At 36.4% G+C, this 15321-nt stretch carries 14 protein-coding genes; 6 read left to right on the top strand and 8 right to left on the bottom strand.

Annotated elements, in window-relative coordinates:
* The first annotated feature begins 206 nt into the window (after window positions 1-206).
* A complete protein-coding gene (locus WH267_RS24180; RefSeq protein WP_340011533.1) occupies window positions 207-545 on the top strand; it encodes a hypothetical protein in 339 nt (112 codons plus the stop codon).
* Window positions 542-4279 (top strand): VPS10 domain-containing protein, encoded by a 3738-nt coding sequence (locus WH267_RS24185; RefSeq protein WP_340011534.1) that lies wholly within the window; start codon window positions 542-544, stop codon window positions 4277-4279. The genes WH267_RS24180 and WH267_RS24185 overlap by 4 nt, the downstream gene beginning before the upstream one ends.
* Window positions 4280-4418: 139 nt before the next feature.
* Here WH267_RS24185 and WH267_RS24190 read toward each other — a convergent pair whose 3' ends face one another.
* A complete protein-coding gene (locus WH267_RS24190; protein WP_340011536.1) occupies window positions 4419-5297 on the bottom strand; it encodes an NmrA family NAD(P)-binding protein in 879 nt (292 codons plus the stop codon).
* 174 nt (window positions 5298-5471) lie between these two features.
* On the opposite strand from WH267_RS24190, the gene WH267_RS24195 reads away from it, so the two are divergent.
* The gene (locus WH267_RS24195; RefSeq protein ID WP_123320849.1) at window positions 5472-5900 is read left to right on the top strand and encodes a winged helix-turn-helix transcriptional regulator; all 429 of its coding nucleotides are present in this window, start codon (window positions 5472-5474) and stop codon (window positions 5898-5900) included.
* Window positions 5901-5950: 50 nt separating this feature from the next.
* Here the strand turns inward: WH267_RS24195 and WH267_RS24200 are convergent, their stop codons facing one another.
* Both WH267_RS24200 and WH267_RS24205 read right to left on the bottom strand, forming a co-directional pair.
* Window positions 5951-7003 carry an NAD(P)-dependent alcohol dehydrogenase gene (locus tag WH267_RS24200; RefSeq protein WP_340011538.1) on the bottom strand — a complete coding sequence of 351 codons (1053 nt, stop codon included), beginning with the start codon at window positions 7001-7003 and terminating at the stop codon, window positions 5951-5953.
* Window positions 7004-7038: 35 nt separating this feature from the next.
* Complete coding sequence (locus WH267_RS24205) at window positions 7039-7443, bottom strand: cupin domain-containing protein (RefSeq protein ID WP_340011540.1); 405 nt, start codon at window positions 7441-7443, stop codon at window positions 7039-7041.
* A gap of 131 nt (window positions 7444-7574) precedes the next feature.
* Between WH267_RS24205 and WH267_RS24210 the strand changes: the two genes are divergently transcribed.
* From WH267_RS24210 to WH267_RS24220, 3 genes are all read left to right on the top strand, one after another.
* Window positions 7575-8477 carry a helix-turn-helix domain-containing protein gene (locus WH267_RS24210; RefSeq protein WP_340011541.1) on the top strand — a complete coding sequence of 301 codons (903 nt, stop codon included), beginning with the start codon at window positions 7575-7577 and terminating at the stop codon, window positions 8475-8477.
* A 202-nt stretch (window positions 8478-8679) separates the two neighbouring features.
* Window positions 8680-10023 carry a carboxylesterase family protein gene (locus WH267_RS24215; protein ID WP_340011543.1) on the top strand — a complete coding sequence of 448 codons (1344 nt, stop codon included), beginning with the start codon at window positions 8680-8682 and terminating at the stop codon, window positions 10021-10023.
* A 137-nt stretch (window positions 10024-10160) separates the two neighbouring features.
* On the top strand, window positions 10161-10325 hold the full coding sequence (locus tag WH267_RS24220) for a hypothetical protein (RefSeq protein ID WP_165852191.1): 165 nt from the start codon (window positions 10161-10163) through the stop codon (window positions 10323-10325).
* A gap of 76 nt (window positions 10326-10401) precedes the next feature.
* Here WH267_RS24220 and WH267_RS24225 read toward each other — a convergent pair whose 3' ends face one another.
* The 5 genes from WH267_RS24225 to WH267_RS24245 all read right to left on the bottom strand — a co-directional run bounded on the left by WH267_RS24225 (window position 10402) and on the right by WH267_RS24245 (window position 15252).
* Window positions 10402-11874 carry an alpha-amylase gene (locus tag WH267_RS24225; protein ID WP_340011544.1) on the bottom strand — a complete coding sequence of 491 codons (1473 nt, stop codon included), beginning with the start codon at window positions 11872-11874 and terminating at the stop codon, window positions 10402-10404.
* Window positions 11875-11921: 47 nt separating this feature from the next.
* Window positions 11922-13016, bottom strand: coding sequence for a DNA polymerase IV (gene dinB, locus WH267_RS24230; RefSeq protein ID WP_340011546.1), 1095 nt, complete (start codon window positions 13014-13016; stop codon window positions 11922-11924).
* Window positions 13017-13058: 42 nt separating this feature from the next.
* Window positions 13059-13514 (bottom strand): GNAT family N-acetyltransferase, encoded by a 456-nt coding sequence (locus WH267_RS24235; RefSeq protein WP_340011548.1) that lies wholly within the window; start codon window positions 13512-13514, stop codon window positions 13059-13061.
* A gap of 688 nt (window positions 13515-14202) precedes the next feature.
* Entirely contained in the window at window positions 14203-14658 is a 456-nt protein-coding gene (locus tag WH267_RS24240; RefSeq protein WP_340011550.1) for a GNAT family N-acetyltransferase, read from the bottom strand.
* A 78-nt stretch (window positions 14659-14736) separates the two neighbouring features.
* Complete coding sequence (locus WH267_RS24245; protein WP_340011552.1) at window positions 14737-15252, bottom strand: TlpA family protein disulfide reductase; 516 nt, start codon at window positions 15250-15252, stop codon at window positions 14737-14739.
* Between the last annotated feature and the right edge of the window lie 69 nt (window positions 15253-15321).

Raw genomic sequence — 15321 nt, forward strand, 5'->3', positions numbered from 1 at the left:
CGCCAAAGGCGCGCCGAAACTATATAGGGGATAAAGATTATGCTGTTTTGTTGTGTAATTATTAAATAAAACAAATATAAATTAACTAACTAATGTGTTTTTATTTGGTTTTTTTTATCAATTTCGTATTGTTATTTTTATATCTTTAAAAGTGAATTATTTTGAATAGTATGAAAACATTGATTAGTGTAATAATATTGTTTCTGATGAGCTGTCAACCTGCTGCCAAACCAAGTTATCCGGATAAAGACATGGAGGGTAAATATTCTAGGAAATTAAGTCCTGATCATCAATTTACTCTATTTTATAAATACGAAGAAAATTCTTTCAGTCCGGTCAAGTGGCTCAGCTATTATGTCACAGAAACGAAGACCAGTATTCTCAAAAAAGAAAGAACAAAGATCCTTGCAGATACTATTTACTGGAGGCCAGACAATGTTCTTGTAATAATCCCTTACCGGGAAGTGATAAAAGCACAGACCGGAGAGGATGAAAAAAACGATGATGATCATATTTTAATACCCATAAAAAAAACCACAGAATGAAACAAAACTATGTCAGAAATGGAGTAATGGTAATAAGCGCTGTTTTTTTATTGAATGCCTGCCAGCATTTCAATACACAGACAGACACCAGCCGCCAGCGGTCATCAAATGTTGACAGAATGGTAAAAAAACAAGAAAAAAAATCAGAGGAACAGGATCAAATTAAAATTCCGGCTGATAAAAAAGTCTTGGCTCAGGGACAAAAAGAACAAAGCCTGAACAAGACACTTGCCTATAATGATCCAAAGTTTAATAAGGTATTTGAAAGCTTTGGTGACGGATCAGCGGAAATTCAGCTTAGAAAAGAATTACTGATGAGTATGGTAAAACCCGGAGAAATGGTGATGGGACATCGTGCTGATAAGAAATTAAGAGAAGAAAAATCCGGAATCAAAGAAAGGAAAGGAATTGAAGAGATGGCAGAGTACAGACGCCATATTACCATGCCTGTCGGGACCAATACCATGCTTTATGAAGATGGAAACCTACTGAAAGAGTATAATAAAGCTCTTAACAGTCCTACACTTAAGAAAGCGCAGCAAAAGTCTTCTGTTGCTTCAAAAAATGGTGTTTATTCTGTTAATAATGTTGTGTTTACTGAAAGAGCACCTAATAATATTCCGGGAAGAGACAGGAGTTTGGTGATTGCTCCTCAGAACCCTAATAAATGGTATGTAGGATCTGTAGGAGGCGGAGTCTGGATCACTGAAAATGCAGGGACAACCTGGAGGAACACCACTGATTTTGCTGTTCCTAACCTGGCCACTTCTACGCTTGCTATCTCTCCTCAAAATCCAGACATTGTTTACGCTGGAACAGGAGAGCCATTTGGTAATCTGGATAGAATAACCGGTGCTGGGCTGATCAAATCTACAGATGCAGGAGAACATTGGACACGCTTACTCAATACTGCTGCTTTTGGAGATGTTGGAAGGTTGCTGATAGATCCTGTTGATTCTAATCATCTATTGGTAGGTACTTCAAAAGGAATCTATATGACTCAGGATGGAGGAACTACCTGGACTCAGACATTTACAGGATCAACTGTAGGAACAACAACCTATAGCAACGCTCAGGATATTGTCGCAAATAGTGATTTTAGTGCCATATATGCTTGTGTTAATACTTTGGGTGTTCTTAAATCTACTGATGGAGGAGCCACCTGGACAAAAGTATTTGATCCCCTTGCTCTCAGTAAACCCTTTAAAAGGATGGAGATCACAGTATCCCCGGTTAATCAGAACAAAATTTACCTGAGCTGTGAGAATGGATCGATATATATGTCATCTGATGCAGGAGGTAGTTTTCAGGAGCTAACTTATAAGTCAGGAAACAGTAAAGATATTCTGGGAACACAGGGCTGGTATGATAATGCTGTTGCAGCACACCCGTTTAATGAAAATATTATTTACATAGGCGGAGTTTCAGTTGCAAAAGTTACTGTAGATACCACAGATAATTCATATAATGTACTTTCCATTGCCAGTGGTTATAACAACAGCTACCTTAATACTTCAGTACATCCGGATCAACATGGTATTGTCTGCCAGATCAACCCCAATGATTCAACTAAGTTTAGATTGTTGTTAACCAATGATGGAGGAGTGTACTCTACCCAATATAAAATAAATCCCGGGGAAACTCAAGGGGATTGGTCTGCCCCTGTTATAGGGTTAAATACAACGCAGTTCTATGGCGCGGATAAAAAGAACGGAGCCGATGCTTACGTTGCAGGTGCCCAAGATAATGGATCATCAGCTACCCTTACAGCTCCCGCTTCCAGTACCTCAAATTATTTGTCATTATATGGTGGAGATGGTTTTGAGGTCTTATGGAACTATAAAAAAACTAATGAGTTGTTATTCGGATCGCAGTATAATAACTTTAGAAGGTCAGAACAGGGAGTCAGCATGAATAGTATTTTCTCAGCAACTAATCCGGATAATGGAAGCGCTAAATCTCCATTTTATTCGAAGTTAGCTAATGCAAATAATAATCCTGATGTTGTATTTACTGTTTCGTCAAGCGGAGTCTGGAGGTCTTTGGATTTTGGAAGGACATGGGGACTCACCAGCTTTACATCTGCAAACAATGGAAGTTGGGCTGGAAGTAACTCAGCTGCAACCGTTAAAGTATCAGTTGCAAACCCTGATGTAGTATGGGCCGGAGCTCAGGTTTCCGGAGGTACAGGTACCACGTCCAAGATCAATGTGTCAAAAGATAACGGATTGAGTTTCACAAAAACAACAGGGAGTATGCCGACAACAGGCACTTATAACATAAGCGGGATTTCTGCTTCCGGTACCAATGAAGCAAGGGCATATGTGTTGTTTTCTGTATCCAATCAGCCTAAAGTAGTAAAGACAAATGACTTTGGAGCAACATGGACGGATATTTCAGGATACAGTACAGGATCTACGTCTACAGGTTTTCCAAATGTTCCGGTACATAGCTTAATTGAAATGCCATTTGATGAGAGGATTCTTTGGGCAGGAACAGATATAGGAATATTTGAAACGGTAGATAGCGGGGCAACCTGGTCTTTGGTAACCACTATGCCACCCGTCTCTATCTGGCAGATGAAAATTGTGAATGATCAGGTGGTGCTTGCAACCCATGGCAGAGGAGTCTGGACTGCAACTATTCCTGAGCTGGCTACTTATACCCTTCCTGAATATGTAGGACGCCCCCTTATCAAGAGTGCCAGCCAGGTAGCAATTCACGATACAAAAGCAAAAGCAGTATTTAATTATGATAATCCACAGATTACAAGTCTGAAGGTTTTCGTAGATAATGCGTATGTGTCAACAATTTCCAGTACCCAGGCGAATACAGATTACACGTTCACTACCACTTCAAGTCTGCCAGAAGGAATGCATAGTATTTCAGTCTTAGGAGTATATGCTAATGGAACTAAGGAAACCATTAAAGACATAAAACCTGTAGAGATCATCAGCTTTAATAATGGATCATCAGCTATTAATGCTCCTGCATTTACCACCAGCGATGTATATATCGGGGCAGGTAAATTTGTGGTAGATAATGTGTCTAATAAATTTACTTATAATGTATTGAATAATATAGGTCATCCCTATGCAAACAATACCAATTATCAGACCTACATGAGAACTCCTGTGATTGTAGGACCTGCTTCTGCAATGACAATGAGACACATGGCACTTACAGAAGCAGGATATGACTTTGCCTATGTGGAAGGATCTAAAGATCTTGTAAATTGGACAACAATGGGGGTGTATGATGAAGCATCCTTTAGTAACTGGACAAATGGAGGAACTCCTCTTTCAGCAGCTAATGTGAATGAAACATTATTTCAGAATAGCTCTTTAAGTTTATCAGGATTTACTCCCGGTGATGAAATTGCCGTGAGACTTCGTATGACCAGTGACCCAGGCGCAACATCTTATGGATGGCTGATCAAATCTATAATTCCTACTTCTACTCTTGGAGTAAAAGATAACACGGTGAAATCAGAAGAAGGGATCAGGCTTGCCCCTAATCCTGCAGATGATATTACAGCAATTATGCTTCCTGTAAATAATAAAGGTGATGTAGATGTTTATGTATATGATGCTTCAGGCAGACAGGTAATGTCTCTGAAAAAGCAGAAAGGGCCAAAAATTGATATGAATGTAAAAGCGCTTGTAAAAGGACTTTATCTGATACTTGTAAAAACAGGTACAGAGAATAAAGCCCTGAAATTAATTAAAAACTAATTATTACCCTTATTTTTTATACAGGCAGACTTTTGAAGTTTGCCTCTTATTAACAAAGTAAAAATACTCTCCAATCTGGAGAGTATTTTGTTTTCTGACAATTTTATCAATAATAAAACTCTGGTTTTTCTTTTCCTGTCTAAAACTGAGAAGCAAACTCTTTAGCAAAATCCTCCAGTTTAGTACTTCCGGTAACAGGAGAATTGTGTTCAATAAAATCTTTTTGTACGGTTCCTGTTTTCATTCCCAATCCCATTTCAACGTATAGTTCGGCCATGTCTTGCGGTAAACCAGCCTGAAGCATTCCGCCTAAAGAATCCTCATCTGAAAATTCCACCCAAGGAAGTTCTGGTTTTTCAACTGCTGCTCCTAATATTTTAGCAAAATCAGAAGCTTTTCGGGAATCACTTACAATATATCTGATATTTTTGCCAGTCTCATTTTTCACCAATTCCTCTGCCGCTGCTTTGGCAATATCTGCTGGATGTACCACAGGGATTTCTGTATTTTCAGGATAATTTCCTCCAATAATTCCTGCATTTTTAATCAAGGGAATATCATTAAAGAAATTAGTGTAAAAATAACCTGCTCTTAAAAATGTAAATGAAGTGCTCTCAACTTCATTATAAAGTTTCTCAATATGATGAAGCCCTTTGATAGGCCCGTTTTCTACAGGAGATCCCGCTCCGACACTGCTTAGCATTACGGCTCTTTTTACTCCGGCATTTTTTATAGCTTCTGCATACTTCTTTCCGGTATTGATGGTATTCTGAACAATATTGCCAGCACTTATGGCGGGTGGAGTCATCACAAATACTGAATCTGCCCCGTTAAATGTCTGTGTTAAGAACTCAAGATCTGTAATAGATCCGATAGCAGGTTTTGCGCCTAAAGATTCAATATCATGTTTTCTGGCTTCATTGCTGCTGATAACAGTAATGTCATGTCCTTGTTCTATCAGTTGCTTTGTCAAAGGTTTAGCAACATTTCCTAATGATCCTGTGATGATAATTTTCATATGTAAATTTTTATTGTTTTTATTGTGATAGTTAGATGCAAACACTTAGTATTGATTGTTTTATGTGAATTTAGCAAACTGTTGCGATTTCATCATAAATATTTTTTTATTTCCTGATACAAAGTTATATTTGTACTTACTTTTATACAAGTACTTACCCTAAAGTGTGTAACTATGACAGCAATCAAAGAAAGTTCAACCATTCAGGAAAACAGAAAAATAACACAGGATTGTCCTGTAATGTATGTTATGGAGAGGATTGGAGGTTTTTGGAAACCTATTATCCTGTTCAACCTTTCCACAGGAGAAAAAAGGTATAGCGAGCTGAAGAAAGCTATTCCTGCTGTTACAGAAAAAATGTTGATTCAGCATCTGAAGCAACTTGAAGCAGATGGCTTGATCATAAGAACGGCAAAACCTGTTGTTCCGCCACATGTTACTTATAAATTGAGTGAGGCTGGAAATGAACTGGCCCCAGTTATTGATGCCATGGCAGAATGGGCATTTCAGGATATGGAAAGACATGATCATAAATGTGTTGAAGAAAACAGGTATAAAGTTGATAAAAATCAAAATGTCTTTAGTAACAATTTAAAACAATAAAAAAGGTATTCCATTCGAATACCTTTTTTTACTATATCTGACAGAAAGAATTACAAAGACTGCATATCGATCACAAAACGGTATCTCACATCACTTTTCAGCATTCTTTCATAGGCTGCATTGATCTCCTGCATTTTGATCATTTCAATTTCTGAAACAATATTATGTTCCCCGCAGAAATCCAGTAATTCCTGAGTTTCAGCAATACCTCCAATCACAGATCCTGCGACAGATTTTCTTCCCAAAATTAAAGGAACTGTATTCAGAATAGGTTCAAGGCCTCCTAAATATCCTACAAGAACATGAGTTCCGCTAATATTTAAAGTCGTTACATAAGGGTTTACATCGTGTACATAAGGAACAGTGTCAATAATCACATCAAACTTTCCTTTCACTGAGTTCATTTGTTCTTCATCCGTAGAAATAATAACATGGTCAGCTCCTAGTTGCTTTGCATCCTCAGTTTTTCCCGGAGTTCTTGAAAATAAAGTCACTTCAGCACCCAAACCTTTTGCAAGTTTAATTGCCATATGTCCCAGTCCACCCAATCCTACAACAGCTACTTTAGAATCCGGACCTACATTCCAGTGTCTTAAAGGCGACCAGGTTGTAATTCCAGCGCAAAGAAGAGGAGCTACAGCAGCAGGATCAAGATTTTCAGGCACCTTTAAAACATGCTCAGAATCTACCACTACTTTTTGAGAATAACCACCAAAAGTATGACCTCCCAAATGCTTGTCTTTTCCATTATAAGTTCCGATGAATCCATTTTCACAATACTGTGCAAGATCATGCTGGCAGCTGTTGCAATGCCCACAAGAATCTACGATGCATCCTACTCCTGCAAGATCACCTACTTTGAATTTCGATACTTCACTTCCTACCTTCGTAATTCTTCCTACAATTTCATGTCCGGGAACAGCAGGGTAGAGGGTTCCGCCCCAATCGTTTCTTGCTGTATGAAGATCCGAATGGCATACACCACAATATAGAATTTCAATTTCTACATCTTGGGAAGTAACCTCTCTTCTTTCAATATTCATTTCTTTCAGGTCTGCTGTAGTGGACTCTGCCCCATAAGCCTTTACTGTAAATGTGCTCATTTTTATTATTTTTTTAATTAAATTAATAAGTTGTGTTATAAATTACTATACTCCTCATCCGTTACAGGATCCAGCCATTCTACAATCCCGTTCTGCGTGTTGGGATTGATAGCGATGTGCGTGAATTCACTGTCGGGAGCCGCCCCATGCCAATGGATTACATTCGGTAATATATTTATGATATCTCCGGGATGTAAGATCCGTACCGGTTTTCCTTTTTCCTGATAATAACCGGTTCCTGAAGTTACAATTAAAATTTGTCCGCCTCCATGAGAATGCCAGTTATTTCTGCATTTGGGTTCAAAGATTACATTTCCGATCTGACAGTTCAGTTGATCTTCATTAGGTTTCAGGACCTGGACCCAGGCTGTACCTCCTGAAAAATAATCTGATGGAGCTTTTTCCCCTCTCGGAAAAATGTTTGTATTAAAAGTTTCCATAACGGGACAAAATTCGAAACTTTCCGGTAAATTCAACTTATACAGATTACCGGATTACTTACCAATTTTACAGACAAGGTATCTGTTATGTCGAAAATTGGTAATTTTGAATAGTAAAAAAAATATACTTCATGGAAAATCAGGAGGTTGAAATCTATAACAGTGTTTCAGAATATAATAAAATGGCCCATCATGAAACATTGCATCCGTTGGTAAGTGTGATAGATTTTTCTAAATCAGATCCCATTTGTCAGTACAGAAGAAAATTTGGTTTTTATACCGTTTTCCTGAAAGATGTGATGTGTGGAGATATGCAGTATGGAAAACATAGTTATGATTATCAGGAGGGGACACTGGTTTTCATTGCGCCAGGACAAACCTATGGAATTTACAATAAAGGAAAATCTGTACAGCCGGCAGGTTTTGCATTGATTTTTCATCCGGATCTTTTAAAAGGAACCCATCTTGGGAAAAATATAAAAGACTATAATTTCTTTTCCTATGATGTACATGAAGCATTACACCTTTCGGAAAAAGAAAGAGAGATTATCCTGGATTGTTTTAAAAATATAAAACATGAACTTGGGCAGTCAATTGATAAACACAGCAAGTCATTAATTGTAAATAATATTGAGCTGTTCCTGAATTACTGTATGCGTTTCTACGACCGGCAGTTTATGACCAGAGATCACATCAATCAGGGAGTGATCGGAAAATTTGAAAACCTTGTTGATGATTATTTAAAATCAGATAATCCTAAAAATATAGGTTTTCCTATGGTGAATTACTTTGCAGAAAAACTGAATCTCTCAGCAAATTACTTCGGAGACCTTATCAAAAAAGAATTGGGAATTTCCCCACAGGAATTAATTCACAATAAACTCATAGAGATTGCCAAAGAACAGATCATGGATCAGGGAAAATCAATCAGCGAAATTTCCTATGATCTCGGTTTTAAATATCCACAGCATTTCACAAGGCTTTTTAAAACTAAAGTCGGAATTTCCCCAAGCGAATACAAAATCCTGAATTGATATAAATATAGATCAGAAATAGTATTCAGTCTGATAAAATAATTCGTGTATTAGCGGCAAAAATAGATAGCCACTAATACAGGAATATCATAATGAAAATTTGTTTTTTTATTATTGTTATCTGGGGTTAAAAAGCAACTTAAATTTTCTATTCTCAAGAAACAGCATTATCTTTAATGGTAAAAGTTTTCACCATTTCAAAATGAAACCACAGAATAAAGAAACTCATGTGTTCAATACTCGGTTTGGAATTATTACAGGATTGAAGGAAGAGGGAATAATAAGAGCTAAGAGCATTCGCTATGCCCGTTCAGAAAGATTTCAAAAGCCAGTTCCGGTTGAACATTTTATCTATGATAACAGACTCGAGGATAAAACTCCGGTTTGTCCACAAAAATTAAGTCCGCTTGTGGAAAAAATGATTGGAGCAACGCCTGTTGAAGAATTTGAACCGGAAGAATCCACGCAATATCTTTCCATAGCCCGACCAAAAACCTTTTTTGAAAATGAAAAACTTCCCATTGTTGTCTGGATTCACGGTGGTTCCCACGAAATCGGATGTGGAGACCTTCCAACTGCTGATCCTGCAGAATGGGTAAAAGAACAGAACATTATTGTGGTTACGGTTTCTTATCGTTTGGGACTCTTTGGGTTTTTAGGTGGCGATGAAAAAAGACCACCTAATTTAGGATTACTAGACATAATTGAAGCGTTGAAATGGATCAAAACCTATATTGTAGATTTTGGCGGAGATCCGGAAAATATAACCTTGCTTGGTCAGTCTTCCGGAGGAGATGCAATAGCTCACTTGATGATTTCAGAAGGAGTTGATGGTTTATTTCATCGGGTCATTATTCAGAGTGCTCCATTGGGATTGCGCCATAAAAGACAGAAAATGTCTGCAGAATTTTTAAAGAAAACAGAAGAAGTTAAAGATGAGGTGGATGTTTATAAGATGATGGAAGAGTATGGAAAATTCGTTCCTTCTGTTATAAAATATGGTTTGAAAGCGGCAATGCCTTTTGGTATTCAGTATGGATTTTCACCTTTATGTAAAGAAGAAGAATCCGTTGAAAAATGGCGTAAAAATGCAGCGAAATATGATGTGTTGATTGGTTTGAATAATGATGAAACCGCATTTTATCTCAAAACCTCAGAAGCTTTAAATAAATATTTTGGAAAAGGATTTGGGTTAAAGCTTATGGATAAAACAGTTGAAAAGACAACAGATATTATTTACGGAGCTCCAGCCCGGCAATTTGCAGATAACTATGCTAAAGGCGGTGGAAATGTCTATCTCTTCAGAATACATTCCAAATTAAAAGATAATCATATCGGAGCGCCACATTGCATTGATCTTCCTTTGATCTTTGGTAATGAATCTGCATGGAAGTCTTCGGAAATGCTGAAAGATATTCCCTGGGAACGTATTCATGAAAATGGTAAGAAACTAAGAGCACTTTGGGCAGAATTTGCCAGAAATGGAAAAATTTCTGATCAATCTGAGCGACCGGAAATTCTAACAATGGGAAAAATAAAATCTTAGATACAGACTGGAGTTGTTAATTTTTTTTCATTTTAATATTCTTTTGTTGTTGTATTTTAATCTTATTTCATTGTTTTGTAGTTGGTTGTGGTGGGTTTTTATTATATTTATGAAACAAATTTTTAAAATATAACCTTATGAAAACAAAACTTTTTCAGAACATGAGAAAACTGGATCGAAGACAATTGAAAAATGTAGATGGCGGAGTCATTATTGACAAAGTATGCTGTACAATGACAGAAGAGGGAGATTGCTGTGAATGGGCAAGGGACTTCAAAAGCTGTAAATTTATTTATTGCTAAACAAAATTATAGAGTTTAAAAAAAGTCTTTAGGCATACATGAGCAGAAACATCTTTATTATGTGTGCCTTTGTTTTTTATTCCAAAATCCAGACACTCACATTTCCGGCAGGTACAGGAAAATCTCCCCAGCCATTTTCATCAATGATTACTTTATTTTTGAATCTTTTCAACAGATCTTTAAACTTTTTCCCTGCATAATGTTTCCCAACTTCCATAGGTTTGTTGTAAGCATCCTTATTACTGAGGACTACGGCACATCCTGTATGTTCGTTATCGCCTTCGCGTATCCATCCGAGGCAGTTGGCGTCCTCAAAATAATCCCGCTGTTCACCGTAAGCATGATCTTTTCTGGCTTTCAATAGCTCTTCAATACCATCTACTTTCGGCATAAATATTTCCTGATCATTTCCCGCTCCGTCTTTGTCAATATAATGAGCACCGTACAAATCCGGATAAAAAATACATGGATAGCCATCTTTTCGCAATAGAATTAAAGCATAGGCAATAGGCTTAAACCACGATTCAACGGGAGCTTCCAGATCCTGTAAAGGTTGAGTGTCATGATTGGCAACAATACTCACTGAATGTAAAGGATCTGCCTGGGTAAGGGTTTCTTCAAAAATTCTTCTGAGATCATAGGAGCCACCTTCTTTGGATGCATTATGAAAATTGTTCTGCAGTGAACTGTCAAAAAGACTCATACAGCCTTCAGTAACTTCAATATACTTTTGAAGCAGATGAAGATATCCGGGAGCCCAGTATTCGCCTACGGCAAAAATATTTTTACCGGAATTGGAACGAAGCACAGTAAGCCATTCCTTGTAAAAGTCAAAAGAAATGTGCTTCAAGGCATCAAGCCGAACCCCGTCAAAGTCCGTTTCATCAAAATACCATTTTGCCCAGCTATTGAGCTCTTCCCGTACAAAAGGATTTCTGTGTTCAATGTCATTATACATCAGATAATCATAGTTTCCTTTCTCATCGTGGATCATTTCTTCCCAGTCGTCTCCATATTCAGACTGTATTTTATAAATATGAGACTCCATGTGTTCCGCATAATCTACGCCGCTGAAACAAGTGAAGTTCCATTCAAAATCAGAATACTTTTTTCCTCTTCCGGGAAAAGTAAACTTAGTATAGGATTCTATTTCCAGGACATCTGAAATCACCTTTTCCCTGTTATTTTCATCCACTTTTACCACCTTGAACTTTTCCAGTTCATCACCCCCTGCTTTATGGCCCAGAACAATATCTACAATAACCTCTATATTTTGGTTTTTTAAAGCTTTGATTGTTTTTAAATATTCCTTTTTAGTACCATATTTGGTGGATATAGTGCCTTTTTGATCAAATTCACCAAGGTCGTAGAGATCGTAGGTATCATATCCTACCGAATATCCACCATTTGTTCCCTTATAGGCGGGAGGAAACCATGCGGAAGTTATTCCCAATTTAGCAAGGTATTTGGCTTCTTTCTCGGCTTCTTTCCATAGTTTTCCGTCACCTTCAGAGTACCAGTGGAAAAACTGAATCATTGTTGGGTTCATATAATTTGCTGATTTGGTGAATACAAGTTAGCAAAAAATATTATCTTTTAATTTTCGAATTCTTTAAACGGGATTTTTAGTTGAACGGAAACCAGTTTTTTTTCTTCCGTATTCAGATGAGAAAGAGACAATCCAAGCAAGCGAACTGCTTTATCAAAGGGGCGAAGTTCCCAAAGCTTTTTTCCTGTATTGAAATATTCTTCCGGAGTTGTAAAATATTCTTCCCGGGTGATACTTCTTGTAAAAAGCGAGAAATCTTTATACTTAATTTTTAAGGTTAAAGTTCTTCCGAGAATATTGTTTTTCTGTAAACGCTGATGAAGTTCCTGGCTCAGGCTGTCCAGCTTTTCATTGATCTGCTGTTCATCAAAAAGATCTTCAAAAAAAGTTCTTTCTACCGCAACACTTTTTTGGATCCGATGAGGTTTTACCTCCGAAGTATGAATGCCACGAACTACATTGTAGTAATGCTGCCCTGATTTTCCAAAGATTCTTACCAGATCTTCAAGCGATCTTTTCTTTAAATCTTTTCCTTTATAAATACCTAAACTGAACATTTTGTTAGCCGTAACTTTTCCAACTCCATAGAATTTTTCCACGGGCAATTCTTCCAGAAATTTTTCCATTTTATCAGGATGAATGGTTTTCTGGCCGTTAGGTTTATTGATGTCAGAAGCTACTTTGGCTAAAAATTTATTGACAGAAATTCCCGCAGAAGCTGTTAAGCCTGTTTGTTCAAATATTTTCTGACGGATTTCCCTTGCGATAAGGTTGGCAGATTCTATTCCTTTTTTATTTTCGGTGACATCCAGATAGGCTTCATCCAATGACAAAGGCTCTACAAGATTAGTATATTCATAGAAGATCTCACGGATTATTTTAGAAATTTCTTTATATCGGGTAAAACGTGGCGGAACAAATATCAGATCCGGACATTTCTCCTTTGCTGTTTTACTGGGCATAGCAGAACGGACACCATACTTTCTGGCTTCATAGCTTGCCGCTGCTACTACACCACGGTGCTGACCGCCTACTGCAATAGGTTTTCCTCTCAGGGCAGGATTATCATGCTGCTCCACGGAAGCATAAAATGCATCCATATCCACGTGAATAATTTTACGAAGCGGCAAAGAAAAATCCATATCACAAAGATATGGATTCCTGTATATTCATAGATTGTTTACTTATACCTGTAATCTCATTATGACTTCCAATGTTTCGAAACCTGATTTTTTATAGGCGCTTATTGCTTTTTGATTTGAGCTGTATGCTTCTAATCTTATTTCAGAAATATTTTTTTCTTTTGCCCATTGAGTAAGTTCTAGGATTATCTTTTGATTGATTCCTTTTCCTCTGTATTCTGGTTTCACGTACATGAAACCAAGATAAGCGTATTTTTTAAAACTATAAAAATTCCTTTCTATTTCCTTTATCATTGCATAGCCTGATGCAACTATTTCATTATTTATTTCAGCAATTATAAGATTTGCATCTTCTGATGTAATTAAAAAATTTAAATCATAATAATTAACTTTATTTCCAATTAGAGTTTTGTTAAAAGGCCTTTCTGCTGAAATGACAGCCTGTTCAAATTCTAAAAGTACTTTTAAATCTTGTTCTTGTGCTTTCCTTAATACCATGTTTTTTTTTGTTATTTTTCAAAGAGTTTTATATCTGGATGATTTTCCTGTATAGTTTCTTGATATTGTATTGAAATATTATTTCAACAGATTATTTAAGAATAAAAACAGATAGTTTGTATTTTATTCTTAAATATAAGATGGTAAATCATGAAAGAACACTTATAAGTATTTATAGGTGTATTATTTTAAGTAAAAATAGATATTTTAAATGAAAATATATCCAAGTTAAGGGATTTATTTTTAAATGTTACAAAAATATAATATTTAAGTAAGATTATGTACTCAGATAGTTTATGTTTATTGATAAATCAAAGGAATAGGTAAGACTTTTACTGTAGATAATTAGTGAATAGTTCTTATCTAATAGCTGTTAACTGATTTGATATCCATAATGTTAGGTATTTGATAGCAATGAGTTTTCGTTTAAGGAATTATTATACTCTCTACAGAAATATAAAATAGGTTCATATCCACATGAATAATTTTTCGAAGCGGCAAAGAAAAATCCATATTGCGAAGATATGGATTCCATTATTTATAAAAGGGAAGCAAGAAGCTGGAAGAGGGAAGTTAATAAGGTCGATATAAAAGTATGACCAATTGATTGAAAAGTAATTAAAATAATATTTGGTTGTTGGTAACACTTAGATTACTTCCAGCCTCTATCTTCCCGCTTTCCGCCTTCTTATGGTTTCAGTCTCATCGTAAGAAGATGAGGTTCGAAACCTGCTTTTTCATAAGCTTTTACAGCAGATTCATTTTCAGCGTAAACATCCAGTCTTACTTCTGAAACATCTCTGGATTTTGCCCAGCTGATAAGTTCATCAGTAATTATTTTATTGATTCCTTTCCCTCTGTATTCCGGCTTTACATACATAAAGCCTAAGTAAGCATAGTTTTTAAATTTATTATAATCCTTCTCTGAATTTTTAATAAGTGCATACCCCGATGCAATAATTTCATCATGGTCTTCTACAACAATTAAAGTGGCATCTGATGATTGTATGAATTCATTCAGATCATAATAATGAATCTCACCATCAATTAAAGTACTGTTAAAAGGTCTTTCTGCAGAAACAATGCCCTGCTCAAAAGTTAAAAGGATTTCTAAGTCCTGCGCTGTGGCTTCTCTTGTGATCATGGTATAAAAAATAAATGAAGTTTAAACATTCCGTTTTTTATGGGATGTTTAAACTTCAGGGTTTTGATGTTTTAAAAATTATTTTAAAAGATTATCTATGGTTTGCTGAATCTCAGGATCTTCAGGAGAAATAGCATAATATTTTGCAATAGCAGATTTCTGATCAATAATCATATATCTTGGGATCCAGTTCAGGTCCACATAATTGTTGAAATCATTTTTCCAGCCGGAAGCAAACCAATAATTATCTTTTTCCTTCATATTGAATCTTACAAGGCTCTTATCAAAGCCTTCTTTGGATCTTTCCAGTGATAGGAACACAAAGTCAACGTTTGGATTGTTTTTTTCTAATATTTCAGCTTTTGGAAGTGCCTGAAGACAGTCTCTGCACCATCCGGCCCAAAAGTCAATTACTAAAACTTTTCCTTTATGCTGATCCAGAATTTCCTGGATGGTAATCGCTTTTCCATCCTCATCTTCCAGCTTTTGTTTTAAAGCTTCTTTGGAAAACCCGGTTTTAAGAGCAGTAGGAATTTTTTGTGCATAGCTCAGTCCGAACAGACCTACCATAAAAATTAATAACAACTTTCTCATTCTACAATTTCATTTACACAAAACTAAGCAATGCATTGCAATCTGAGATTGATTTTTGATGAATTGGGA

The organism is Chryseobacterium sp. MYb328 (assembly GCF_037572595.1).
Taxonomy (GTDB): Bacteria; Bacteroidota; Bacteroidia; order Flavobacteriales; family Weeksellaceae; genus Chryseobacterium; species Chryseobacterium pennae.

Excerpts from the sequence above, each read along its gene's own strand:
- WH267_RS24180 (WP_340011533.1), top strand. The coding sequence starts at position 207 with ATGAGCTGTCAACCTGCTGCCAAACCAAGTTATCCGGATAAAGACATG.
- WH267_RS24185 (WP_340011534.1), top strand. The coding sequence starts at position 542 with ATGAAACAAAACTATGTCAGAAATGGAGTAATGGTAATAAGCGCTGTT.
- WH267_RS24190 (WP_340011536.1), bottom strand. The coding sequence starts at position 5,297 with ATGAAAATTATCATCACAGGATCATTAGGAAATGTTGCTAAACCTTTG.
- WH267_RS24195 (WP_123320849.1), top strand. The coding sequence starts at position 5,472 with ATGACAGCAATCAAAGAAAGTTCAACCATTCAGGAAAACAGAAAAATA.
- WH267_RS24200 (WP_340011538.1), bottom strand. The coding sequence starts at position 7,003 with ATGAGCACATTTACAGTAAAGGCTTATGGGGCAGAGTCCACTACAGCA.
- WH267_RS24205 (WP_340011540.1), bottom strand. The coding sequence starts at position 7,443 with ATGGAAACTTTTAATACAAACATTTTTCCGAGAGGGGAAAAAGCTCCA.
- WH267_RS24210 (WP_340011541.1), top strand. The coding sequence starts at position 7,575 with ATGGAAAATCAGGAGGTTGAAATCTATAACAGTGTTTCAGAATATAAT.
- WH267_RS24215 (WP_340011543.1), top strand. The coding sequence starts at position 8,680 with ATGAAACCACAGAATAAAGAAACTCATGTGTTCAATACTCGGTTTGGA.
- WH267_RS24220 (WP_165852191.1), top strand. The coding sequence starts at position 10,161 with ATGAAAACAAAACTTTTTCAGAACATGAGAAAACTGGATCGAAGACAA.
- WH267_RS24225 (WP_340011544.1), bottom strand. The coding sequence starts at position 11,874 with ATGAACCCAACAATGATTCAGTTTTTCCACTGGTACTCTGAAGGTGAC.
- dinB (WP_340011546.1), bottom strand. The coding sequence starts at position 13,016 with ATGGATTTTTCTTTGCCGCTTCGTAAAATTATTCACGTGGATATGGAT.
- WH267_RS24235 (WP_340011548.1), bottom strand. The coding sequence starts at position 13,514 with ATGGTATTAAGGAAAGCACAAGAACAAGATTTAAAAGTACTTTTAGAA.
- WH267_RS24240 (WP_340011550.1), bottom strand. The coding sequence starts at position 14,658 with ATGATCACAAGAGAAGCCACAGCGCAGGACTTAGAAATCCTTTTAACT.
- WH267_RS24245 (WP_340011552.1), bottom strand. The coding sequence starts at position 15,252 with ATGAGAAAGTTGTTATTAATTTTTATGGTAGGTCTGTTCGGACTGAGC.